The sequence below is a fragment of the Psychrobacter aestuarii genome (assembly GCF_904846035.1).
GTDB classification, from domain to species: domain Bacteria; phylum Pseudomonadota; class Gammaproteobacteria; order Pseudomonadales; family Moraxellaceae; genus Psychrobacter; species Psychrobacter aestuarii.
The window spans coordinates 931,663-957,382 of record NZ_CAJGYT010000001.1 but is presented as its reverse complement, the minus strand read 5'-3'; the positions used below and the strand labels follow the sequence as shown (position 1 = coordinate 957,382).

Genomic DNA, 25,720 nt, shown 5'->3' with positions numbered 1-25,720 from the left:
CTGCCCAGCTCACGCAACAGAGGGGCGCACATGGTTCGGTTTGGTTTTTGGGTTCAAACGACAGGAGTGAACATGGATATACTCATCATCGTCGGTGTCGTCGTGATACTGGCGTTTGTTTTTGTCATGGCGGCATTGATGATGCTCAAGGCCTTTTATATCAAGGTCGAGCAGGGCACGGCGCTGATTATCAACGGCGTAAATAAGATTGCCGTACGCTTTGACGGCGGCTTTGTCTGGCCGGTCATTAACAAAAAAGAGCTGATGAAAATCTCACTGATTACCCTAGAGGTAGACAGACGAGGCAAAGAAGGCTTGATTTGTGCGGACAACATGCGTGCTGACATCACCGTCGCCTTTTATCTGCGCGTCAATGAAACCGAAGAAGACGTGCTCAAGGTGGCAAAATCGGTCGGCGTTGACCGCGCCTCAGACAAAGTGGCGGTCAATGAGCTGTTTAATGCCAAATTTTCAGAAGCGCTAAAAACGGTCGGTAAGCAGATTGATTTTGTCAAACTGTTCGAAAACCGCAGCCAGTTCCGTGACAGCATCGTCCAAGAAATCGGCAATGACTTAAACGGTTATGTGCTCGAGGACGTCGCGATTGACTACCTAGAACAAACGCCAAAAGTCTCTCTCGACCCAAGTAATATCTTGGATGCTGAAGGTATCAAAAAGATTACCCAGCTGACCGCCACGCAAAATGTCATCACCAACGAGCTGGAGCGTGATGAAGAGCTGGCGGTGAAAAAGAAAAACGTCGAGACCATTGAGGCTATGTTGGAGCTGGAGCGTCAAGAAGCGGACGCCCAAGCCAAGCAAAAACGCGAAATCGCCACCGTCATCGCCCGCGAAACGGCGGAAACGCGCAAAATTGAAGAAGAAGAGCGCAAAAAGTCCGAAACCGCGATTATCATCGTCGAGCAAGACCTTGCGATTCAGCGCGAAAACCAACAGCGCGAAATCGAAGTGGCGGAGCAAAACCGTCTGCGTGCGGTCATCATTGAGCAAGAAAAAGTCACCCGCGCCCGCGACCTAGAAGTGGTTTCGCGTGAGCGTGAAGTGGACTTACAGCGCATCGAAGCTGAGCGTGCTATCGAGCTTGAGAAAAAAGAAATCGCCAACGTGATTCGCGAACGTATCGCGGTCGATAAAACCGTGGCACAAGAAGAAGAGCGCATCAAAGAAGTGCGCGAAGTCAGCGAAGCCGAGCGCGCTAAGCAAACCCGCGTCCTCGCTGCCGAAGCCGATGCTGAAGAAGAAAAAGTACGTCAAGTTAAAAAGGCAGAAGCCGAAGAGCTGTCCGCCAAGCATAAAGCGGTTGAAATCACCACGCTTGCCAACGCCAAGCTCGAAGCCAGTGCCAAAGACGCCGAAGCCAAAATCAAGCTGGCAGAAGGCATCAAAGCAGAAGAGTCGGCACACGGCTTTGCTGAAGCCGCGATTCAAGAAGCCAAAGCCGCCTCGTCTGAAAAAGAAGGCATCGCCCAAGCGAATGTCATCAAAGCTACAGGGCAGGCACGCGCACAGTCTGACCGTGATATCGGTATGGCGGACGCCGAAGTTATCGCTGCACGTGGCGAATCGAAAGCCAAAGCCGAGCGTGATGTCGGTCTTGCGGATGCCGAAATCATCGCCGCACGCGGTCGCTCAAACGCGCAAGCTGAGCGCGAAGTGGGCTTGGCAAAAGCCGAAGTCACCCGCGAGCACTTCAAAGCCGAAGCCGATGGTCTGGTCGAGAAGTTCAATGCCATGGGCAGCATGAGCAAAGAGGCACGCGAGCACGAAGAGTTCCGCATGAAGCTCGAAACCGCATTGCAAGAGTCACTGGCGTCTATTGATGCAGGCAAAGAGATTGCCAAAGAAAATGCCGAAGTCCTATCGGTCGCGCTACAAAAAGCCAAAATCGACATCGTTGGCGGCGAAGAGCACTTCTTTGACAACTTTGCCAAGTCATTGTCTATCGGTAAAGCCATCGATGGTCTGGCTGGCAAGTCCAATACATTAAGCGGCATCATGAACACCGTGATGGCAAACCAAGTGATGAAAGCGCAAGGCGCGGACAGCAATGCCGTCAATCAAGACAACGCAGAAAAAGACAGCGAATAATGAAGTACACGGCGCGTTTAGACTTTTCTAGGCGCGCTGTTATATTGAATATGGGCTAAGCGTTTGCTGATAAAAATGCTTAGCCCATAGGTTTTTATTTTTAATACGTTTTCACTCATAAATCTTAAAAAGTAAAGGACGGTTGTGGACACGGAATTGCTCAACAAAGTGCCTGAACAAGCAGCGTATAGAGAAGAAGAGATCATTAAGCAGTATGAATATCGACCTGCTAAATGGTACGGGGTTTTTTGTTTAGTGCCTTCCTTAGCGCTATGTTGGACTGCGGTACAAGATGCGTTAAACAACGAGGCAGGGGTAATCCTGAATCATATAAGTCTATCACCCAACATGGCAATTTACTTTGCATGGGGAAGTGCGCTGCTCTTTTTTATGGTGGCTTGTTTTGGTTTGACGTTACTTATCCAATCCTTTCAAAAGCCGCACTCGATTACATTGTACGATTCTAAGATAATCGCACCCAAACGCCCAATTAGCAATAAATTGATGACAGTAAGGTATCAAGATATTCATAAATTTGAGGTGACTGCCGTTGGCAAACTGCATCAGATTATTATCCATACGACGATGGAAAAAGTCGTTATATCAGACATGAATTTTGCGGATAAATCGCTATTTATCGAAATGCTACACACGCTGATGTATAAAGTGCCCTCGCGCAGTTTAGAAGTGTAGCTACCGTAGAGTTTATATCTGATCTAATGAACCTTTAGCCTATTCATGCCTAAAAATACAAGTGGACGAACGACGATGGCAGATACCGAGCATCCAAACCCAGCAGCCAATCCAGACAGCCAAGACAGCACGGCACAAGCCGACCAAGCGGTTGCCGCAGGCAATGCCTATGAGCTGATCAAAAAACGCCTGACCGAGCAAGGCGAGCAGCTGGAGCGACAAACCGCCGCGCTCAACCAAGCGCGCTTGACCGAGTTTGGCAGCACCCAAATGCAGGTGGTGGCGCGCACGCGCATCCGTACCGAGCACAACTGCGTGGCGCAGGATATGGTGCAGGTGGGCGAGTATCTGCTATTCGGTTACAACGTCTTTATGGGGCTCAAGCGCGCAAGCCATGTCAAAGACGTGCTGTCCCTATATCGCCTGAATGCGCCTACGGGGAGCGAAGACGGCGAGAGCAGTGACGCCAGTAGCGAGGCAGAATACACCTTGCAAGAAGTCGATTTGCAAGGGACGTTTTTGGCGCAGCCCGCCTTTGTGCAGGATTTTAACGAGCTGTACCGCTACTACAAACAGACGCGCCTGATTCAGCTGACGGTGAAAGACAGCAAGCTGCTCATGGCGTTCCAAATCGGTGAGCGCATCACCGATATTCGTGTGTTTCGCTTTGCCTTAGACTTTAGCGACGGTACACCTGAGGACGCGCAGGTCACTTATGTGGACAATCGCGGCGAGCGCGACATTGAGCTGCCGCCTGCTTATGATTTTGATTGGATACAGACCACCCGCGAGCAGATGATTAACGGCAAGTACCCGCACATGAATATCTTGGACACGATATTCGTGGAGACGGTAGGCGGCAGCTTAACCATCAAAATTGAGAACAATACCCAATCAGGGCTGGGCATCTATAATGAGCCTGTCAATGACCGTACCCAATCGTTGACCGACGCGCAGATTTTTTATGCCAAAGTGGGCAGCCTGATTTTATTAAAAATCTTGCCGTACCGCGAAGAGCAGTACCGCTATTTTGTATACAACACCTTGACCGAAGCTGTGCTGCGCCTCGATGCCATCGGACAATCGTGCGTGCAGCTGCCTGAAGACCACGGCATCATTTTCCCGGGTGGCTACTATTTGCAGACAGGCGAGCACAAGCTGTTCGGCGGCGAGCAGCAAGCGATGGACTTGCGCTTTAAGCGAAAAATCATCTCGCCTAATGGCGAGGACGTGCTGTTTTTATTCTACGATGTCGCGCTCGGTGTGACGGGGCTGTTCCCTTACAACATCATCAAAAAACAACTGGCGAACCCCATTTATTGTAATGGTATGGCGCTCGCCGACAGTGGGCGCTTGGTACTCTTTAGCGCGCAAAGTGAGCCGTCACGCATCCACCCGATGCAAATCTGGCACACGCCGTACGCCTCACCTGAATACGTCAGCGAGCTGCCTGAGAGTACCAGCTTTTATGGCAAAATCGGCAACAAAGAGCTGGTGCGCGGTATCTCCGATCTGTACAGCGTCACCCGCCTGATTGGCAATCAAAGCGTCTCACAAAAGCTGTATGAGGAGTTGTCGGATACCAGCAAGCGCTTGTTTGACAGCTATTACTGGCTGTCTGATCCTGAGCTTGGTGAGATGGCAGAGCGCATTAAAGCGGTGACGGCGACCGCCGAGCTGGTCATTGATGAATTTGCCAAAGTGCAAAGCATCCAAAAACAAACCCAAGCGGCAATCAAAGACGCCGAAGCCAAGCAAACAGAAATTTTACGACAAATCAAAATCACTAGCTTCGATAGCGCCAGTGACTATGTCGACCAGCTCGCAGCGCTACGCCGTCAAAAAGGGCATTTGGTCAGCCTTGAGGACTTGCGTTACCTTGATACCAACGCGCTTGCCGCGATGCAACAGGAGCTAGAGGACGCCGAGCAGACGCTTGCTGAGCAGACGGTACAGTATCTGAGCGGCGAGGATGCGCTGGCAGGGTACGAGGATATCTTGGCAGACGTCAGCGAGCGTATCGAGACCGCCGAGACCAGTGCCGAGCTACAGCCCGTGCTGGACAATATCGACAAGACCGCAGAAGGGCTGGACTTACTGACCGAAATGCTGGGCACGCTTGATGTGGCGGATGCCACGGTGCGCACGCAAATCATCGATGATATCTCGGCGATTTATGCCCGTCTGAACCAAAGTAAAGCCAAGCTGGGACACAAGCGCAAAAGCTTTGGTTCAGCAGAGGCGGTGGCGCAGTTCGGCGCACAGTTCCGCCTGTTCGGGCAATCGATTGCCAATGCCTTGTCCATCGCCACCACGCCTGAAAAGTCCGATGAACAAATGGCAAAGCTGCTGGTGCAGTTAGAGGAGCTAGAAAGCCAGTTTACCGACCCTGAGAGCGCAAGCGGCGATCAGTTCTTAGGCGATATCATCAGCAAGCGTGAAGAGATTTACGACACCTTTGAAAACCACAAACAGCAACTGCTAGACGCGCGCAACCGTAAGGCACAAAACCTCGGTGACGCGGCATCACGCATGCTTGAGAGCATCAAAAAACGCACACAAAGCACGGGCGTCACAGGCTTTAGCGATACCGAGAGCTTAAACACCTATTTTGCCTCGGACGGCTTGGTACAAAAGGTGCGCCGCGTCGTTAAAGACTTGCAAGAGATGGGCTTTAGCGTCAAAGCCGACGATGTTGAGGCGCGCCTCAAAGCCATTCAAGTTGAAAGCTATAAGAGCCTTAAAGACAAGTCCGACCTCTTTGAAGCAGGCGGGCAGGTCATTAAGCTGGGCAAGCACCGCTTTTCGGTCAATACTCAGCCGCTTGATTTGACCTTGCTCAGCCGTCAGCAGTCGGACGGCAAGCGCATGCTCAATCTGCATTTAACAGGCACCGAGTATTACGAAGCATTGAACGACCCTGCGTTAACGGCCCTGCGTCCCTATTGGGACATGAATATCGCCTCCGAGTCAGAGACGGTCTATCGCGCCGAATACCTAGCCTATAGCATCATTGAGAGCGCCAAAAACAGTCAAGACGGCTTGACCGAAGCGCGCCTGTATCAAGCCTATGACGACACCATCGCCAGCCGCCCCAATGCCAATACTGAGCTGTCCGCGCTTGCGAGCAACAGCCCGCTTGCCAACCTCGTCAAAGCCTACGCCGCGCCGCGCTATCAGCTGGGCTTTGAAAAGGGCATTCATGACCATGATGCCACGCTGTTATTGCTGCACATTTTGCCCACCTTACGCGCCGCAGGTTTGCTCATTTACACGCCGCCTGTGCGTGCGCTGGCGCAGCTGTTTTATTGGCAGCTGATGATGGTACAAGCGCTGGGCTTGCAGGGGTTATCGGCATTTGATTACGACCGCTGGCTAGACGCCAAGACCTTGACCGCCATGCGTAACTGGCGCGACCGAGCGATTACCGCTGAACAATTACGCCGTATGCTTGGCAGCGATACCGCCAAAGCCCTGCTGGTCGAAGATATGAAAGGGGTGATGCAGAACTTTGTGCAGATCTATAGCGAGGAGGCGCAGCCCAGTGACGAGCGCCCAGCCCTCGACGCAGAGCGCGATGCGCAGGATATTTTTAACCTTGAGCACGTCACCCTTGCTTGTGAATATCTGGTGACCGTCATGGGGCAGCCGCATGACGATGCGGGCAGCAGTGCCATTGGCAGCCCTTTAAGCAGCAGCTTTGGCAATGTCAATAATAGCGCCGATAGCGATAATCAGCCTGTATGGCAAACCAGCCAGCAAGCACAAAAGCTGTGTACTCTGTTGACCGAGACGCTGGATAATGGACAACACAAAGCCAGCCTACAGCAGCTACAAAATGCGCTTGGCAAATTGAGCTTTGAGCCAAAGTCCGCCTACGCGCTGCTGTCCACATGGTTTTTTGCCTTGTTAGAACAAAAATACGGCAGCCATCTCGATGCACAAGGCAGTGAAAGCGAAGACGATACAATGAGCGAAGAAGCGCGCACCGCCGCCGCTACCAAACAAGCCGAGCGTGCTGAACAATTCGCAGTCGGGCAGCACTATGTGCCCGAAGCGATTGCCATTATGCTCACCCAGCTGAGCGACACCCAGCGTGAGGCGCTATATGCGCGTATGCAAGCACCGTCCACCACCAATGACAATAACAACGAACGCAGCACACTAGCGCCCAGCCGTTTTGGCAGCGCAGACAGCAATAAACTGCCCGCCATTAACAGCTTTACTCGTGAGACCGCCAGCGTATCGCTACAAATAGACGTGCCCAATCTCTTGGGCGAGCATCCGCGCATTCAGGGGCAGCGTCTAAGTTTTGCGGTAGATGAATTTTTAAGCCGTTTGCATCAGCATCAGGCGCACATTATCCCCGCTTACAAGCGCTATTTAGCAATGCGCTCTGAGGTGCTGCACGACGCGCGCGAATCGCTCAGGCTGAACGAATTTATGCCGCGTCCGCTGTCGTCTTTCGTGCGTAACCGCCTGATTAACGAAAGCTATCTACCGCTGATTGGTGACAACCTCGCCAAGCAAATGGGCACGGTCGGGGAGGACAAGCGTACCGACTTGATGGGCATCCTTATGATGATATCGCCCCCTGGTTATGGTAAAACCACCCTCATGGAATATGTGGCAAACCGTCTTGGGCTGATTTTTATGAAAATCAACTGCCCCTCGCTCGGGCATGATGTTACCTCCCTAGACCCCGCCAAAGCACCGAACGCCACCGCCCGCGAAGAGCTGAATAAAATCAACCTCGCCTTTGAAATGGGCAGCAACGTCATGCTGTATCTGGACGATATCCAGCATACGCACGCCGAATTTTTACAAAAATTCATCTCCCTCGGTGATGGCACGCGGCGTATCGATGGCGTATGGCAAGGCAAAACCAAAACCTACGACATGCGCGGCAAAAAGTTCTGCGTGGTCATGGCGGGTAACCCGTATACCGAAAGTGGCGAAGCCTTTAAAGTCCCCGACATGCTCGCCAACCGCGCCGACATCTACAACCTCGGCGACATCATGGGCGGTATGGAAGACATCTTTGCCTTAAGTTATATCGAAAATGCCCTGACATCTAATGCTGTGCTCGCGCCACTTGCCAACCGCGACCTCGCTGATGTACACCGCTTTATCAAAATGGCAAAAGCCATTGACGCGAGCGATGGCAACAGCGCCGCCCTCGTGCAGGCGCAAAGCAGCGAGCTGTCACACCCGTACAGCACCTCGGAGATTAATGAAATCCTCGCCATCTTGCGCCATATGTTTAGCGTCCAGCAAGTGGTCTTGGACGTCAACCAAGCCTACATCGCCTCCGCCGCGCAAGATGACAAATACCGCGTCGAGCCGACCTTTAAGCTCCAAGGCAGCTACCGTAATATGAACAAGATGACCGAAAAGCTGTCGGCGGTCATGAATACAGACGATCTCAATCAGCTGATTGACGACCACTATTTGGGCGAGTCGCAGCTGCTCACCACAGGCGCGGAGAGCAACCTACTCAAGCTCGGCGAGATGCGCGGCACGCTCGATAATGACGAGGCAGCACGCTGGGCACAAATCAAAGCCGACTTTTTGCGTAACAAAGCCATGGGCGGCGACGATGGCGACACAGGCGCACGCATCATCGCACAGCTCGCGGATATGGCGATTGGTTTATCGAGTCTCGGGCAGCAGTTCGAGCGGTATTTGCAGCAGCCAGCGCAGATGCAGGCGCAGCGTGACGACAGCGCGCAAGCTGAGCTGATGGTGAGGCTCGCCGAGCATACCGAAGCGCAGGCAAGCGCCCAACAGCGCCTCGCTGAGAGCATGATGGACAATGCCAAAGTGGTCAGCCAAAGTATTGATAACGGCTTTGTGCAGAGCATCAACACCCTAAGCGCCCTCTATGACAAAGAGCAGCAGCAGGGCAATACACATATCGCCCATACCTATACGATGCAAAAATCTTTTGTAGAGCAGCTGGTCAAAGCCATCGAACAGCTGGCAACCCAGCAAGCACAGCCCTTTGTAAGTGCTGCGCCACAAGGCGACACGGCGAGCGTTCCCGATGCCAAGCAGCAAGCCAGCGTCATCGCAAGCGCCCTACAACAGGCGCTCACGCCATTGACCAACCGCATGGACGAAAAGCTGATACTCGATAGCAGTGTGGAGCAGTCGGGCAAGCTGATTGTGAATTGCCTAACCCGCCTTAATAAAATATTTGAGGAAGATTAAAGTGAAAAGAGTGAAGCTCAATAGTAAGGGTTAACGATGAACCTTTTTAAGCAAACCTTTCATTCAGACCCAAACATTCGCTATGCGCGTGAGATAAAAAAAGGGACTATCCACGTTAAAAAAAGAGCAGATACCTACAAATGGCATTATTACTGCTGGTGTCTGCGTGTGAGCTTAAAAGGTATCAAGAACTTTTGGCTGATTTTTGTGATGGTCACTATCCTTGCTCTGAAAGCGTGGATTTATTGGTTAACCGCTCAGGAAGGCTGGGTGTATTTTGAGGGTATGCCAAGAGAAAGGCGGCTTCATTTACTGCTTATACTACCGTTTACCTTGTCTTTGTGGGCTGTGCTGATAGCGTGCATGTTTATGGGAAAAAACGAACTAAAAAGATTAAAGGCATGGCATGTTCAAGTGGCGTTTTCCAATCGCAATTACATCGTTGCTAAGCGTTGTGACCCAAAGTTGGTTAAATACCGAAGACTGATGATTCAGCTTTCTATAGTAGGAGCTTCACTTGCCTGTATATATACGATGGTAACTTTTGATTGGATGCTGCTACTATCAGATGGTTAGTATATGGCAATGGGTACTGGCACACGCTGCTAAATACGCCTAAAAATAATGGATAAAAAGGTATCACTATGGCACATAAAAAAGTCAACCTACCGCAAAAAATCTGCCCCGTCTGCCAGCGCCCGTTTACATGGCGCAAAAAGTGGGAAAAGGACTGGGAGCAGGTGATTTATTGTTCTGAGCGGTGTCGGCGGGGGAAGAGTAACGCAGATTGAGCTACTACAGAGTATTAAGGTAAATTATGAGTAAGCATTTTGAACATTCAAGCTTTCGAGAAAAGCTTATTGAGCATCTATTTATTGGTGAGATGCTAAAGTTATCCTGGCTAAAAGATGATTGCCAACTAGAAGTCATGAAACCTGAAGTGGATAACGCTGGTTGTGACATTGTCCTTGAAGAGAATAATATCATTCGTCATATCCAGCTCAAAACGTCAAAATTAGGTGCTAGAGCATCAAGTCAAAAGGTGAATGTACGACTAGCGAACAAGCCTTCAGGGTGTATTGTTTGGATAGAATTTGATGAAGATACTTTGGAGCTGCGCTCGTTTTACTTTTTTGGTTCTGAGGCTGGCAAGCCATTAACTGGACTAGAAAATGCTAAAGTTGCAAAACATACTAAAGCTAATGCGGATGGTATAAAAGCTGAACGCCCTAATATCCGCACTATTAATAGATCTCGATTTGATCGTTACGACAGTATCGAGGCTTTATATGATGTTTTGTTTGTTCCAAAGAGCTAAGGTTAGCTATTATTTCTTTTAATGTGCTCAAATATTTTTTCACATATTAATCTTGCTGATTCTGTGAGCGTCCATTCCTCTTCTTCCATCAAACCCACAATGTCGCGACAAAAATCTGACTTATTCTTTATGGTTTTTTGACCACCATCTGAAAATGTAAAAGAATTTTTGTCTTCGGGTATAGGAGGTAGTATTTCGTCTGTGCGCATTGCTTCAAGTATATTATTTAGATAATCGCCAATACCTAAATCTGAGGTCTCATGTGTACTATCAAAATACTTATCATATTCTTCAAAATTTTCTAGCTTTTTCTTTCTACCTTGGTTAGATAATCCATTTTCAGGACACATGGAAAAGAATTTCTTTTTTAAAAGGTTAGTAGGTAACGTATTTTCTGTTTCCTTACCTTGGGTAACGATCATATTATCGTTCAATTGATTTTGAAGCTCTGTAAATCTAGGCTTGTCTCTCAAGTCTGCATCAGCAATGACGAGAGCGTGTGAAGTGGTTAATAGAGCAGGGAGCCCTTTATCGAAGCTGCTATTAACGTCATCAGGGCAGTCTACTTCAAAATCCCAATGGTCAAGATTAGAGCCTTGATACTCTACAAATGCATAATGATAACCATCGATAAAACGTGAGTAATCTTTCCATAGTTCTTCGTCAGTGGTCTTTAGCTCTTCCAAATATTTTCTTAGATATTGAACAAAGTAGAGTCGGTCAGTGATACCTTCTACCCAAATAGTGCAGTTTGCTAAAAATACCGAAGACGGTGAGACGCCAAGTGTACGCAATATAGTACGGTCGTTGTCACAGCGCTTGATAATGGTCTCATATTGTTGAGGGTTTTCTTCGTTCTGTTCTCTATCAACGCGATAAAGGGCAATACGCTGGTCTTCATTGATCATATCTAATAGATAGTTTGAATGCGTGGTTGCCATATAGTAATGGCTAGTTTCGTTCATTAGAAATTTTACGACTTGCTTTACATAGCCTGCATGTAAATGCATCTCTGGTTCTTCTATAAGAAAGAAAGTAGGTTCTTTAATTAAAAAAGCTTTGTAAGTCAAAATAATAACTTGTTGCAAGCCGTCGCCCAAATTAGAAATAGGGAACTGCTGATCTTCTCCAATTTTTATTTGTAAAGTGTTACTTGTGCGATTTGGAATGATGGTAACTTCTTGGTTATTGAAAAAATAGCGTGAGAGTAGTTTTTGATAGTCAACAACATTTTGACGTTCATTAGGCATGCCCAATAGCGAGTCTGCTAAGAAGTCAAAAAAATCCTCACCTGATATAATTTGCTTTTCGGAAAATTGATAGTCCTCTGCTACACAGTTTAACAGTGGATGCACAATAGAGTCTTGTTCAACGATATTTTTTCTATTACCATTTGCAAGTGATTTTAGGCTTCTTAAGTTATTAATATAGAATACACTTTTTCTCATGACTGCTTTGATGTCTTCTCTATCGCTCAAATCTAATATTCTTGAATTTAAATTTTTTAAATTTTTTAATAAGTCTTCTCTATCGTTATCGTTTGATTGTCTGAGTTCGTATACCTTATATAAAAAAGGGTTTTGATTAAAATACCCACGTGGGTAATGCTTTTTTTTAAGGTGCTCGATATAATAGTTTATAGTATTCATTGTTGTTTGGTATTCGCTAATAATATTGGTAATACTATAGCTAGTGCTTTTGTCTACATTAGGGATTGCATTGGGTATATTGTCTTTGAATATGCTGGAAGCTTCATCAAGAATATCTATGAAAGAAGATAGCTGTCTATATCGAGCGTTGTTATTAAATATTGTTATACCAAGCTCACGCATGAAACGGCTTTTTCCTGAATTATTTGCTCCTACTATAATATTAAAGCGCTTAAGCTCGAAAGGGTTTTCCTTTTTTAGTCCGTCTTCTGAGTTAAACTCTGTAATGTCCTCATGAAACCATAGTTTGATACTGTCTATTACTTCATTTGTCATCATTATTTTCCGATAGGCTAAGAGTCCTTATATTTTAGCGTAGATTGATATGTATGGGACAACGAGTCATAAAAAATAGCGTATCCAAATCGATTTGAATACGCCATTATTAATAATCTAAACCAGTTATCTATTTAAACAACATCATCTCGCTTCGCAAAAATATTCGCCACCAGCGCGCCGCTAAAGTTATGCCACACACTAAATATCGCACTTGGTAGCGCGGCGACGGGGTTAAAGTACGTTGCCGCGAGGGCAGCGCCCAGTCCTGAGTTTTGCATCCCCACCTCGACCATAATGGCGCGGCGTTGGCGCTCACTAAAGCCGAGCACGCGAGCGATGGTGTAGCCGAGCGTATAGCCGATCATATTATGTAGAGCGACGACCATAAACACCAGCGCGCCGCTGTCTAAGATGGTCGCTTTGGACACCGCGACCACTGCCGCGATGATGATAGAGATGCCCAGCACCGACACTATCGGCAGTACGGCGGTGGCGAACTCGACCCTGTCACCGAGCAGCTTATGAAATACGATACCCAAGACGATGGGCACGATGACGATTTTGGTAATCGTCAGCATCATGTTTGCTAGGTCGATATCAATCAGCTGACCTGCGAACAGGCTGAGCAGCAGCGGCGTCAAAAAGGGCGCGAGCAGGGTAGATATGGAGGTAATCGCGACACTGAGCGCGACATCGCCCTTTGCCAAAAAGGTGATGACATTGCTCGATGTGCCACCAGGACAGCAGCCGACCAAGATGACCCCGACCGCAATCAGCGGATCAAGGTGAAAGACCACCGTGAGCAGATAAGCAATCAGGGGCATGAGAGTAAATTGCGCGAGTAGTCCAATCAGTACAGGCTTGGGACGTTTGATAATCTCGATAAAGTCATCCGTCTTTAGCGTCATGCCCATCCCAAACATGATAATGCCCAATATCGGCACGATCAAAAACGCGAGCGCGGAAAAAATATCGGGAAAAACAAAGCCTAACACGGCGCTGACCAATGCCCAGATAGCAAAGGTTTTGCCAATCCAGCTTGAGAGTTGTGCAATCTGATTGAGAATCACGGCAAGTATCATCCTTTAATAAATAACAAAGCAAGGAATAACTTAACACGCACAGCAAGGCAAAATGATAACAATCGGTTGTGTTAAGGGCAGCGATAAGTTTGCTCGGGTAGACGGGCACAAAAAAAGCTTATCCATGCGTTCATGAATAAGCCTGTGTTTTATGTGGTTAAGGGGCTATAGGTTTGGATTAAGCCACTTTTCCGCTGTTTTCATATCCCAGCCTTTACGCTCGGCGTAGCTCTCGAGCTGGTCGCGGCTGATTTTACCGACATTAAAGTATTCGCTATCAGGGTGCGAATAATAAAAGCCGCTGACCGAGGAGGCAGGCCACATGGCGTAGCTTTCGGTGAGTGTCGTGCCGATGGCATCGACCGTACCCAGCCAGTCAAAGAGCTTGCCTTTTTCGGTATGCTCAGGGCAGGCGGGATAGCCAGGGGCGGGGCGGATGCCGACGTATTTTTCTTTAATCAGCTCGTCATTGCTCAGCGCTTCGCTGGGCTGATAGCCCCAATAGTCTTTACGGATCAGCTCGTGCAGATGCTCGGCAAAGGCTTCGGCAAGGCGGTCGCACAGCGCTTGTACCATGATGGCGTTGTAGTCGTCGCCGCGTGCTTTGTAGTCCTCAGCCAGCGTTTCAGCACCGATGATGGAGACGGTAAAGCCGCCCAAATAGTCGGTGTGCGACTCCGATGGCGAAATAAAGTCAGCAAGGCTAAAGTTGGGCTTGCCGCTGGCTTTGTCGCTTTGTTGGCGCAGGTGCTCAAACTGATGCGTGGGCTGTCCGCCTTGGCTGGGCTCGGCGTCATAGACGGTCACGGTGTCCGCGTCTGTACGGCGGGCGGGCATCAGGCTGAACACGCCTTTTGCGCTGATGAGACGCTCATCAATCATTTGTCGTAACAAGGTTTGCGCGTTGTTATATAGGTCGGTCGCTTCTTCGCCCACCACGTCATCCTTTAGGATTTTGGGGTATTTGCCCACCAGTCCCCACGAGATAAAGAACGGCGTCCAGTCGATATATGGGAGCAGATTGTCTAGCGGATAGTCGTCCAGCACGGTTTGTCCGAGTTTATTGGGCACAGGCGGGGTATAGCTCTCCCAATCAAAGGCAAAGCCCATCTCGACCGATTCGGCATAGGACAGTTTTGCGGCTTTGGGTTGGCGCTTGGCAAGGCGCTCACGCACGGCGACATATTCTGCGCGTGTGTCTTCGATGAGGGCGACGCGGTTTTCTTTGGAGAGTAACTTGGTCACCACACCGACCGCGCGTGAGGCATCGGCGACATAGATGACGGCATCGTTTTGATATTGTGGCTCGATTTTGACGGCGGTATGCGCTTTTGAGGTGGTCGCACCGCCAATCATCAACGGCAGAGTCATGCCGCGCTCTTGCATTTGCTTGGCGACATAGACCATTTCATCAAGGCTTGGGGTGATGAGCCCTGATAGCCCGATGACATCGACGTTCTCTTTGATGGCGGTATCGAGGATTTTTTCACACGGTACCATGACGCCGAGGTCAATGATGTCATAGCCATTACAGCCGAGCACCACGCCGACGATGTTTTTGCCGATATCGTGCACGTCGCCTTTGACGGTCGCCATCAGGACTTTACCTTTGGTTTCGCCTTCGACTTTTTCGGCTTCGATATAGGGGTTTAGCCACGCGACCGATTGCTTCATGACGCGTGCCGATTTGACCACCTGCGGTAAGAACATTTTGCCCGCGCCAAATAGGTCACCGACGATGTTCATGCCATCCATCAAAGGTCCTTCGATGACATCGAGTGGGCGGTCGTACTTGAGGCGCGCCTCTTCGGTATCGGCGTCGATATAGGTGGTGATGCCTTTAATCAGCGCGTGCGCGATGCGTTTTTCGACGGTATCTTCGCGCCAAGTGAGGTCTGCACCGCTGTCTTTTTTCTTGCCGCCCGATTGATAATGCTCGGCGATGGTCATCAGGCGCTCGGTGGCGTCTTGACCGCTGTCGCCTTGGTTTTGGTTCAGCATCACATCTTCGATGGCATTGCGGGCGTCCAGCGGGATTTCGTCATACACCTCGAGCATCGATGGGTTGACGATACCCATGGTTAGACCGTTTTGAATGGCGTGATACAAGAATACGGCGTTAATCGCTTCGCGGATGGGGTTGCCACGGAAGCTGAACGACACGTTTGACACGCCGCCTGAGACCATGGCATTGGGCAGATTGTCGGTAATCCATTTGGTGGCGTTGATAAAGTCCGCGCCATAGTTGTTGTGCTCGGTGATGCCTGTGGCGACCGCAAAGATATTGGGATCAAAGATAATGTCTTCGCTCGGAAAGCCCACTTCATCGACCAAGATGTCATAGCTGCGCTTACAGATGTCAATCTTGCGCTGCTCGGTGTCCGCTTGCCCGTCTTCATCGAATGCCATGACGATGACCGCCGCGCCGTAGCGCATACACAGACGCGCCTTGTCCACGAATTCCTCATAGCCTTCTTTTAAGGAGATGGAGTTGACCACCGCTTTACCTTGCGTGCGTTTGAGCCCTTCCTCAATAATGTCCCATTTTGACGAGTCAATCATCAAGGGCACGCGGCTGATATCAGGCTCGCCTGAGACGAGGTTGACAAAGTGAATCATCGCCTGCTTGGAGTCGAGCATCCCTTCGTCCATGTTGATATCGACGATTTGCGCGCCGCCCTCGACTTGGTCGCGTGCTACATCCAGCGCCTCGGTGTAGGCTTCGGTTTTAATCAGGCGCAAAAACTTCTTGGAGCCTGTGACGTTGGTACGCTCACCGACGTTGACGAATAGACTGTCTTTGGTGATGTTAAATGGCTCTAGCCCCGACAATCGGCAGGCGGGCGCAATGGTAGGAATGCTGCGCGGTGGGTAGTTTGCTACCATATCGGCGATGCTGCGAATATGCGCAGGCGTCGTACCACAGCAGCCACCGACGATGTTTAAAATACCTGATTTGGCAAAGCTCTCGAGCAGCGCTGCCGTTTCTTCGGCGGTCTCGTCATATTCGCCAAACTCGTTGGGCAAGCCAGCGTTCGGGTGCGCGGACACGTAGCAATCGGCAATGTCAGAGAGCGTCTGAATGTGCGGCTTTAGCGCATCGGCACCGAGCGCACAGTTAAAGCCAACCGAGATGGGCTTGGCATGGCGAATCGAGTTATAAAAGGCTTCCGCCGTTTGTCCTGACAGCGTGCGCCCTGAGGCATCGGTAATCGTGCCCGAAATCATAATCGGCAGCTCAAAGCCAATATCATCAAACACCTCAAGCACCGCAAAAATCGCCGCCTTAGCATTTAGGGTGTCAAAGATGGTCTCAATCAAAATGATGTCCACGCCGCCTTCAATCAATGCCAGCGTTGCCTCGCGGTAATTGAGTACCAGCTGGTCAAAGGTCACGTTGCGGTAGGCGGGGTCATTGACATCAGGCGATATCGAGCAAGTGCGCGAAGTTGGACCCAAAACCCCTGCCACAAAGCGCGGCTTATCAGGCGTTTTGGCGCTGTATTCATCTGCTGCCGCGCGCGCGAGTTGCGCCGCTACGCGGTTAATCTCAGGCACCAGATACTCCATATCATAATCTGCCATCGACAGACGCGTACCGTTAAAGCTGTTGGTCTCGATGATGTCCGCACCTGCCGCCAAATGGTCGCCATGAATCTTTTGAATCAGCTCAGGCTTGCTCAGCACCAGCAAATCATTGTTGCCTTTCACCTCTTGGGTAATGTCTGCAAAGCGCGCGCCGCGATAGTCCACTTCCTCTAACTTATAGGTCTGAATCTGCGTGCCCATTGCGCCATCGAGCATCAAAATGCGCGCGTTAAGCGCCGCCGTCATACGCGTACGCGCCGTCAGCTGCGCGTCTTTAAAGGGGAACACCTCAGGCGGGGTAAGCACAAAATTATCAGCAGGCATCTCACTTAAAGGTGCAAGCTTAGTATCGGTCTGTGAAGCGGTCATCGAAGTCATAAAAGCACTGCTTAAATTATCAAAAAAAGAGGAAAAAGAAGAATAAAAACAAAGCTGAAAACGGCTTACATCTTAGCACGAAACAGACGCAATCAAGGCGTCAGATGGCGTGTACAGGGCAGTTTTTTGGACTAAAAAAAACCACACAGATAAGTTAAATATTTACAAGCGGTCTTAAAAAAGGAACAAATATTGATAAACATATACGAACAACTGTGCTACGTGGGCAAGGAGACGTTACATCAGTATTACAAAAATAACCTTAGAGGCTGGCGGTATTTCCTAGCAACTATGTTAGTTTAACTTTAGCAAATTCGCTGACATATCGGGTACGTTTTCGCAATGGCCCACATTTTAAAAATCAAAATCAATCGATAATTAAGGACACTATTATGAAACTGACCAAATTGGCTACCATCGGTGCGCTCGCGGTTTCAGTTGCGGGTCTAAGTGCTTGTAACAACATGATGACGCATGACAAGATGTCAAATGACATGCCAATGCACGATAAAGCCATGGACAACATGAACGTGGTACAAATCGCCCAGCATAACAAAGACTTTTCACTATTGGTCGAAGCGGTACAAGCAGCAGGTCTCGGTAACGCACTGTCAAACCCAGACGCACACTTCACTGTATTCGCGCCAACCAACCAAGCGTTTATGGAAGTGCTTAAAGAAACTGGCATGACCAAAGCGCAGCTGTTCGCCAACAAGCCACTATTGACCAAAATCTTAGGCTACCACGTATTGAACGGCACCATGCCTGTTTATGCAAAAGACGTGAAGCCAGGCAACGTCATGACCGCCAGCAAAGATACGCTGATGATTACCACTGATGGCAAGCTAAAAGACGAAAACGGTCGTACTGCCAACATCGTGAAGACGGATATCAAAGCCAACAACGGCGTGGTACACGTTATCGATAAAGTATTGTTACCAAAATAAATCCGTTATACAACCTGTTGTATGACGAGACAAGCGTATGATTCTAATTGCCAATATTGAGTACGTCCATATTGGCAATTTTAGACTAAAGCGGCGGCTCGTTCGCCAAACCATTAACCACAGCCCTATAATCAACAATAAAAGCACAACAACCAACACAATGTTCAAGCTTATTTTGTCGCCACTTTTGGCATTATCGACGTATCGCTAGCGTGCATTGAATGGTGTGATTTTTTGTTTCGTGTATTTTATCTGTCACTACTACATAATAAGGATATACCATGTTTAATCTAAAAACGACATTATTGCCTCTAGCGGTTGCCATGACTTTGCCATTGGCAGCGTGTAGCAACAACGATACCGCCGAAACTGAAACCCCTGCAGAAACAGAAGCACCAATGACTGCTGATCAGGAAATGACCCCTGAAACAGAAATGCCAGCAGAAACAATGCCAGAAGCAGACGCAAGCGCGATGCCTGCTGACGATATGGCAGCGGACGGCATGGCGACCCAAAGCATCGGCGAGATGGCAGCAGCCAATGAAAACCTAACCGTATTGACGGCTGCACTAAAAGCAGCAGGTCTAGACACCATGTTGATGGAAAGCGGCGAGTACACTGTATTTGCACCAACAGACGAAGCGTTTAACAAGCTATTGACTGACATGGGCAAGACCAAAGAAGAGCTATTGGCTGACACCGAAACGCTGAAAAAAGTACTGCCATACCACGTTGTGGGTAAAGTCGTGAAAGCGGCAGATATCCCTTACGGTCAAGACATTGAAACCGAAAATGGCGGCACCATCTCAATCAGCGAAGACAACACCATCACTGATGCCAGTGGCAACAAAGCCAAAATCGTCGGTACAGACATGATGGCAACCAATGGTGTGGTACATACTATCGACACCGTATTGATGCCTAAATAATCACCGTACAGTAAACAGTTTAGCCTACCAAGCGTAAGCTATAACCATCTGTTAAAGACAAAAAACCCAGCCGTTTTGGTTGGGTTTTTTTATGGCTATTGGACACACGCAGGTTCAGACACATCAAGAAGAACGCAGGCACACAATAGGGCAATGCTCACGTTTGAGTCGTATCTGTAAGGGGGTATCCTAACTTGCATAGCAAAGGGACATAGCGCAGCTTGTAAGCGGCGTATGGGGGAGATAGGCATGCATGACACGCTATGATGCGCTGATGACGACTTGCACATATTTAAGTATTGTGGCGCTACCTATTGCCTATAGCGATATACTGATGGATAGGGGCTGTGAGTTAGTAGCGCGCCTGTTAACACCAATCGAAAGCACGTATAAAAAAGCAGCCCAAGTATGAACTTGGGCTGCTAATGTTTCAATTAAGAGGTAAGAAGGTTATGGACGTGGTGTCTTATCCAAGTCAGCTTTAGCACGTGCTTCACAGCGTTCTTCCCAGTATGGTGCATTCTTGATACCGAATTTGGCTGGATCAAAAGTGTACTGACTGACGCCAGCTTTACGCTGTGCTTCGTAGTCTTTGAGGATAGTGATGGTTGGGCGCGCCACAAAGAAGATGACCAAGATACCCAAGATGTTAAGCCATGCCATCAAGCCTACACCGATATCACCAAGACCCCAGATGTAGCCTGCTGAGTTTAGACCGCCGTAGGCAACCATAATCATGATGACGATTTTAACCAGTGTCAAACCAAGCTTATTGGCATTTTGACTGACAAAGCGGGTTAGGTACGCCACGTTGACTTCAGCGATGTAGTAGTACGCTAGGATGGTGGTGAAAGCGAAGAAGAATACCGCAATCGCAATAAAGGTATCACCAACGCCGCCGTAGAACGATTCCATTGCCATTTGCGTAAAGGCAGGTGAGTTGATTTCAGTAGCCGCTGCGACGTTTTGTACGATGAACTGACCTTCTGGTAGCGTACCTTGGATGTTGTACGTGCCCATGGTCAAAATCATGAACGCAGTTGCAGAACACACGAGTAGGGTATCAACGTAAACTGAGAATGCCTGTACCAAGCCCTGCTGTGCTGGGTGATCGACTTCTGCCGCACCCGCCGCGTGAGGACCTGTACCCTGACCTGCTTCGTTTGAGTAAATACCACGTTTTACACCCCAACCAATCGCCGCACCAAAGCCAGCCTGCGCGCTGAATGCGTCGCCGATGATGCTACCGAACACGGTAGGAATCATGTCGAAGTTTAGGAACATGATGATAAGGGCAAGCGCGATGTAGCCGATTGCCATGAAAGGAACGGCAAATTCGGTAAAGGTTGCGATACGTTTGATACCACCGAAAATGATGATGCCCAATACAATAAGGATAATGACCAATGCTGTCAGACGCATAGAGCCAACATCCATACCCATAACGTTCATGGTAGTACCTTCACCCAGAACCTGAGTGAATGCGTTGATAACGCCGTTCGCCTGTACGCCTGGCAAGAAGATACCACACGCTAGGATTGATGAGATGGCGAAGACCACACCGTACCAGCGTTGACCCAATGCGCGCTCAAAATAGTACGCAGGACCACCACGGTATTGACCCGTGACCATATCTTTTTCTTTATAAATCTGAGCGAGCGTTGATTCGACATACGCAGTTGATGCGCCTAAGAACGCAACGACCCACATCCAAAATACCGCACCAGGACCACCAAAACCGATGGCGGCGGCGACACCAGCGATGTTGCCCATACCGACACGACCTGCGAGTGATACCGCAAGCGCCTGAAAGGATGAAATACCGTCGTCACTTGATTTGCCACTGAACAGTAGGCGAATCATTTCTTTGAACAAACGCACTTGCACAAAGCGCGTCATGATAGAGTAGAACAGACCTGCGCCTAAGCACAGATAGATGAGCGCACTGCTCCAGATAATTCCGTTTAATGCGTTGACTAAACTTTCCATAGATGTGTTCCTTAAACGAACCTCAGATATCAACAGTAATCGTAGCGGCAATCGTGCCAACGGATGGTCTACGACCATGGATTTTTACTGAAAATAAAGACAATTCATCTGTATTATCCGCCAAACAGCGGTCACAATTCCTTTTGCTTTTATAGTATCTGCGGTATACAACCGTATGTTACATCAAAGCGCTGACCCAATCTGAGCCCTACGGATAAAACAGATACGAAATGGGGATGGCTACTCGGATACTACTGACCAAACATCCCACCGTCTATAGGCAACCTACTTCGCAATTTATATCCGTTTGGGGTTAGATTGATAGAAAGGCGTATCATTATAAATAAATACACTACAAATCTAATACCAAATGAATGTAAATGGTGCTGCCTTGTAACTGCAATTTGCCATAAATCGTAGGTAATTGCTAGCGGTTTTTGTGCCAACCTAAGTTATATTCATGCAAAATTGCCAATACCGCAAAAAAATAGGTATATACATAAATGTAATTCATCTAAGGGGCTGATAGATATGCTTTTTGTGCGTTTTTGGTCCCTTTTTTTAGCGCTAAATGAATATAACTGCCCCTTTATAGTTATCAAAATACGCTTTGATAGACGATAAAACCCATAGCCCATCAGTGTATGGTGAACGGGCAGTCATAGTGGATGTGTTGATGCAGGGCGTGCATTGTGACGCATCGTCAACCTGTTGCAAAGCCAAATATGGGCAGGCTTTGCGGTTGTTTTTTGGTAACGGCGAATTGTAAAAGCGGGGCGATAGCGCCATCATTGAGGGCATAAATGGCAGCGTTTGCCAGATAATAAAGTATTAGGAGATATTTTCATGACTCGACAGTCTATTTTCAAACCGCTACTGCTATCGGCAGTACTTGCCACCTCTACCGTGAGTTTGACAGGCTGTGGCTATAACAACTTGCAACAACAAGACGAGCAAGTGACGGCTGCTTGGTCAGAAGTGGTCAACCAATATCAGCGCCGTAGTGACCTTGTTCCCAATTTGGTCAAAGTGGTCAAGCAATACGCCGACCAAGAACAAGAGGTCTTTACCCAAGTCGCCGAAGCGCGCTCGCGTGCAGGCAGCATCAATGTGACCCCAGAGGTGCTAAACGATCCACAAGCGCTTGAGCAGTATGCACAAGCGCAGGCACAGATGGGCAGCGCCCTATCACGCCTGATGGCGGTATCAGAGCGTTATCCTGAGCTAAAATCAGACACCTTGTTCCGTGACCTACAAGCGCAGCTAGAAGGCACAGAAAACCGCATTGCAGTGGCGCGTAACCGCTATATCCAAGAAGTCCAAGGCTACAACACCACGGTACGCCAGTTCCCAACCAACATCACTGCCAAAGTATTTGGTATGCAAACCAAAGAGAACTTTAGTGTTGCCAACGAGGCAGAAATCTCAACCGCGCCAAGCGTTGATTTTGGTAATGAAGGTGAGGCAAGCGCACAGTAAGTGGTATCGGTACAGAAGGCTGTGTGCCTTCTGGCATCACTTTGGGTCAAATCGGTCGTTTAGGTGGAATACGGGTTATGGATGTTTTTAAAAAAATAGCGACAGTCAGTCTGCTGGTGTACGGCATAGGCGGTGCGCCGCTGGTGCAGGCTGCGCCGAATGACGCTGAGGCGACCATCACGCGCACCCAAGCTGCTGGCAGCAGTGACCAAGCGGTCGATGATGTGGTGGCGATTAGTAGAGCAGGGCAAGGCAATGAAGCCATTAACGACGCCGTGCTCGGTAATGAGGCGATTAACGATGGCATATTAAATAACGACGCCATCAACCCGCGTGCAGCAAGTGATGACGACATCGCTACCGCCAGCGCGGAGGATACTCCTGCACCGCGTACCTCTAATGCTGCGGCGGTCGATGCCGACAAGCTGATTCTAAACTCGCCTGTGGTCGATGAGGCCAATATCTTAACGAGTAGCGAAAACCAGCAACTGACCGCGCAGTTACAAAGCATTTATCAGCAAGGACTGGCACAAGCGGCCGTGGTCATCGTGCCCACGACCAATGGTGTGCCTATTTTTGATTATGCGTTGCAAGTGGCAGAAAAGTGGCAGTTGGGGCGCGAAGATGTCGATGATGGTCTGCTCATCGTGTTGGCGGTCAATGATCGTGAAGTCTATGTATTAACCGGTTACGGATTAGAGGGCGTGATACCTGATGTGGTCGCCAGTCGCATCATCCGTGAAGACATGACCCCGTATTTTAAGCAAAACGACTATGCTGGCGGTTTAAGCGCGGGTATCAATCGTATTGAGTCGCGCCTGACCGCAGACCCTGAAGTGCTGGCACGTGCTGACGAAGCAGCCGCCAGTCAACAGGCAGAAAACAGTGATGAAGCGCCATCGACCATTGTGCTGTTTATTATGGCTCTTATCTTTGGTACTTTTTTGACGCAGCTGCTTGGGCGTATCTTTGGCTCTTTGGTCACGGCAGGTGGTTTTTTTGCAGGGTCACTCGCGCTTGGCGGCGGCTTTTTTATGACGCTGATTATGGCGATATTTTTGTGGATGTTCTTAATCTCGCGGCGCTCAGGTGGCGGCGGTAAAGGCGGAAGCGGTGGTCGTGGCGGCGGCGGTATGATTGTCGTGCCAGGTTTTGGTGGCGGCGGTGGTAGCGGCGGCGGCTTCGGTGGGGGCGGCTTTGGCGGCGGCGGTGGCGGCTTTGGTGGTGGCGGCGCTGGCGGCTCATGGTAATAGATGATAGAACGATAACAACAAATGACGCCATGATTTTTGCGCAGATGCGTACAGTTTATTGATATTTGAGGAACACAACCATGACACAACCCAAGGCGCCTACGGCCAAAGACAGCCTGTCTCGCTGGTGGCGGCAAGTGCTGTTCGTACCGATGCTGCACAGCCGCTGGTTGACGCCTGCGGTCAAAGCGCGTTTGAGCGAAAAGGTCACCGCCGCTGAACGTGGACACCGTGGCGAGGTGTTTTTAATCATTGAAAACCACTTACCGATTGAGATGGCCTATCATACCGATACCCGAGAGCGCGCTATTGACCTATTCAGTGAGTACCGCGTGTGGGACACGGAAGAAAACACGGGTATTTTGGTGTATGTCAATATTTGCGAAAAAAGCCTGAACATCATCGCTGACCGAGGTATCAACGCGCATGTCAGCCCGACGGTTTGGCAGGCGATGTGTGACAAAGCGCTGTCTGGCATCAGCAACCAAAAAATAGAGGACAGCCTCGGCGAGCTGCTTGCAGAGATTGGGCAACTGCTGCGCCAATACTATCGCCTTGAGGACGACCCGACAGGTAATGAGCTGTCCGATACGGTGGTACATCTAAAGTAGCAAAGCACGACCCATATAAAACTGACCAGTACGACAAACAGTAGCGTAAGTGGTCAGCGCAGGCGGACAGAATATGGCATAATACGCGCCTTTATTTGTATCGTGGTGCCTAATTATGCCTACACACGCTATGCCCGACTTGATTCGTGCGCTACCAAAAGCCGAGCTGCATCTACACATTGAAGGTTCGCTTGAGCCTGAGCTGATGTTTCGGTTGGCCAAAAAAAACAACGTGGCCATTCCTTATGACAGCATTGAGGATGTCCGCCGCGCCTATAATTTTAGCAACCTACAGAGCTTTTTGGACATCTATTATGCAGGCGCAAACGTCCTGCAGACCCAAGATGACTTTTATGACCTGACGTGGGCATATATCGAAAAGTGCCTCGAAAACAACATCGTCCACACCGAGATATTCTTTGACCCGCAGACGCATACTGAGCGCGGCGTGCCATTTTCCGCAGTGATTGGCGGTATCAAAGCAGCGCTTGCCGATGCGCACAGTCAGCACGGCATCACCTCTTGCATCATCATGTGCTTTTTGCGCCATTTGTCCGAAGCTGACGCCTTTGCGACCCTTGAAGAAGCGCTGCCTTATAAAGATGACATCATCGGTGTGGGGCTGGACTCCTCAGAAGTGGGCAACCCGCCATCAAAATTTGCGGCAGTATTCAAAGCCGCCGCTGAGCACGGTTTTAAACTGGTCGCGCACGCAGGTGAAGAGGCGGACTTTTCTTATATTAATGAAGCGCTGGATTTGCTTAATATCCACCGTATCGACCACGGCGTACAGTCGATTCATAGCGATACGCTGATGCTGCGCTTAAAAGACACGCAAATGCCGCTGACCGTCTGCCCAAACTCGAACATTGAGCTGCGCGTTTTTGACCATTATGACCAGCACAATATCAAAGACTTGCTCGATTACGGTCTGAACGTCAGTGTCCATTCAGACGACCCTGCTTATTTTAAAGGCTATCTGAACCAAAACTTTACCAACTTGTGCGACCATCTGCCTTTAAGTGCAGACGATGTCGTGACCTTGGTCAAAAATGGCTTTCGCTCAGCATTCATTGATGACGCGCAAAAGGCGGCGTACCTTGCCAAGGTCGATGCGATAGCAGCACGCTAAGCGCCCTATGG

16 protein-coding genes are annotated in these 25,720 nt (G+C 49.2%); 12 read left to right on the top strand and 4 right to left on the bottom strand.

Going from position 1 to position 25,720, the window contains the following annotated elements; genetic code table 11:
- Positions 1 to 72: 72 nt before the first annotated feature.
- The 6 genes from JMW05_RS03945 to JMW05_RS03920 all read left to right on the top strand — a co-directional run bounded on the left by JMW05_RS03945 (position 73) and on the right by JMW05_RS03920 (position 10,333).
- Positions 73 to 2,109 carry a flotillin family protein gene (locus tag JMW05_RS03945; protein ID WP_201504087.1) on the top strand — a complete coding sequence of 679 codons (2,037 nt, stop codon included), beginning with the start codon at positions 73 to 75 and terminating at the stop codon, positions 2,107 to 2,109.
- Positions 2,110 to 2,253: 144 nt separating this feature from the next.
- Positions 2,254 to 2,802, top strand: coding sequence for a hypothetical protein (locus tag JMW05_RS03940; protein WP_201504086.1), 549 nt, complete (start codon positions 2,254 to 2,256; stop codon positions 2,800 to 2,802).
- A gap of 45 nt (positions 2,803 to 2,847) precedes the next feature.
- On the top strand, positions 2,848 to 9,015 hold the full coding sequence (locus JMW05_RS03935; protein ID WP_227691432.1) for a DNA repair ATPase: 6,168 nt from the start codon (positions 2,848 to 2,850) through the stop codon (positions 9,013 to 9,015).
- Between the two features lie 36 nt (positions 9,016 to 9,051).
- Complete coding sequence (locus JMW05_RS03930; RefSeq protein WP_201504085.1) at positions 9,052 to 9,591, top strand: hypothetical protein; 540 nt, start codon at positions 9,052 to 9,054, stop codon at positions 9,589 to 9,591.
- A 68-nt stretch (positions 9,592 to 9,659) separates the two neighbouring features.
- On the top strand, positions 9,660 to 9,806 hold the full coding sequence (locus JMW05_RS03925; RefSeq protein WP_201504084.1) for a DUF2256 domain-containing protein: 147 nt from the start codon (positions 9,660 to 9,662) through the stop codon (positions 9,804 to 9,806).
- A gap of 26 nt (positions 9,807 to 9,832) precedes the next feature.
- A complete protein-coding gene (locus JMW05_RS03920) occupies positions 9,833 to 10,333 on the top strand; it encodes a hypothetical protein (RefSeq protein WP_201504083.1) in 501 nt (166 codons plus the stop codon).
- 2 nt (positions 10,334 to 10,335) lie between these two features.
- Here the strand turns inward: JMW05_RS03920 and JMW05_RS03915 are convergent, their stop codons facing one another.
- The 3 genes from JMW05_RS03915 to metH all read right to left on the bottom strand — a co-directional run bounded on the left by JMW05_RS03915 (position 10,336) and on the right by metH (position 17,360).
- The gene (locus tag JMW05_RS03915; protein ID WP_201504082.1) at positions 10,336 to 12,321 is read right to left on the bottom strand and encodes an AAA family ATPase; all 1,986 of its coding nucleotides are present in this window, start codon (positions 12,319 to 12,321) and stop codon (positions 10,336 to 10,338) included.
- Positions 12,322 to 12,452: 131 nt separating this feature from the next.
- Positions 12,453 to 13,388, bottom strand: coding sequence for a bile acid:sodium symporter family protein (locus tag JMW05_RS03910; RefSeq protein WP_406947466.1), 936 nt, complete (start codon positions 13,386 to 13,388; stop codon positions 12,453 to 12,455).
- A gap of 180 nt (positions 13,389 to 13,568) precedes the next feature.
- Positions 13,569 to 17,360 (bottom strand): methionine synthase, encoded by a 3,792-nt coding sequence (gene metH / locus JMW05_RS03905; protein ID WP_227691538.1) that lies wholly within the window; start codon positions 17,358 to 17,360, stop codon positions 13,569 to 13,571.
- Positions 17,361 to 17,761: 401 nt separating this feature from the next.
- On the opposite strand from metH, the gene JMW05_RS03900 reads away from it, so the two are divergent.
- Positions 17,762 to 18,316, top strand: a complete 555-nt coding sequence (locus tag JMW05_RS03900) for a fasciclin domain-containing protein (protein WP_201504079.1) — start codon at positions 17,762 to 17,764, stop codon at positions 18,314 to 18,316.
- 281 nt (positions 18,317 to 18,597) lie between these two features.
- Positions 18,598 to 19,245 carry a fasciclin domain-containing protein gene (locus JMW05_RS03895; RefSeq protein WP_201504078.1) on the top strand — a complete coding sequence of 216 codons (648 nt, stop codon included), beginning with the start codon at positions 18,598 to 18,600 and terminating at the stop codon, positions 19,243 to 19,245.
- 450 nt (positions 19,246 to 19,695) lie between these two features.
- Here JMW05_RS03895 and JMW05_RS03890 read toward each other — a convergent pair whose 3' ends face one another.
- Positions 19,696 to 21,234 (bottom strand): alanine/glycine:cation symporter family protein, encoded by a 1,539-nt coding sequence (locus JMW05_RS03890; RefSeq protein ID WP_201504077.1) that lies wholly within the window; start codon positions 21,232 to 21,234, stop codon positions 19,696 to 19,698.
- Positions 21,235 to 22,080: 846 nt separating this feature from the next.
- On the opposite strand from JMW05_RS03890, the gene JMW05_RS03885 reads away from it, so the two are divergent.
- The 4 genes from JMW05_RS03885 (at position 22,081) to JMW05_RS03870 (ending at position 25,709) form a co-directional block, all read left to right on the top strand.
- The gene (locus JMW05_RS03885; RefSeq protein WP_201504076.1) at positions 22,081 to 22,713 is read left to right on the top strand and encodes a LemA family protein; all 633 of its coding nucleotides are present in this window, start codon (positions 22,081 to 22,083) and stop codon (positions 22,711 to 22,713) included.
- A gap of 77 nt (positions 22,714 to 22,790) precedes the next feature.
- On the top strand, positions 22,791 to 23,963 hold the full coding sequence (locus JMW05_RS03880; protein ID WP_201504075.1) for a TPM domain-containing protein: 1,173 nt from the start codon (positions 22,791 to 22,793) through the stop codon (positions 23,961 to 23,963).
- Positions 23,964 to 24,046: 83 nt separating this feature from the next.
- Entirely contained in the window at positions 24,047 to 24,577 is a 531-nt protein-coding gene (locus JMW05_RS03875) for a TPM domain-containing protein (RefSeq protein WP_201504074.1), read from the top strand.
- A 130-nt stretch (positions 24,578 to 24,707) separates the two neighbouring features.
- On the top strand, positions 24,708 to 25,709 hold the full coding sequence (locus JMW05_RS03870; protein ID WP_201505513.1) for an adenosine deaminase: 1,002 nt from the start codon (positions 24,708 to 24,710) through the stop codon (positions 25,707 to 25,709).
- Positions 25,710 to 25,720: the final 11 nt, after the last annotated feature.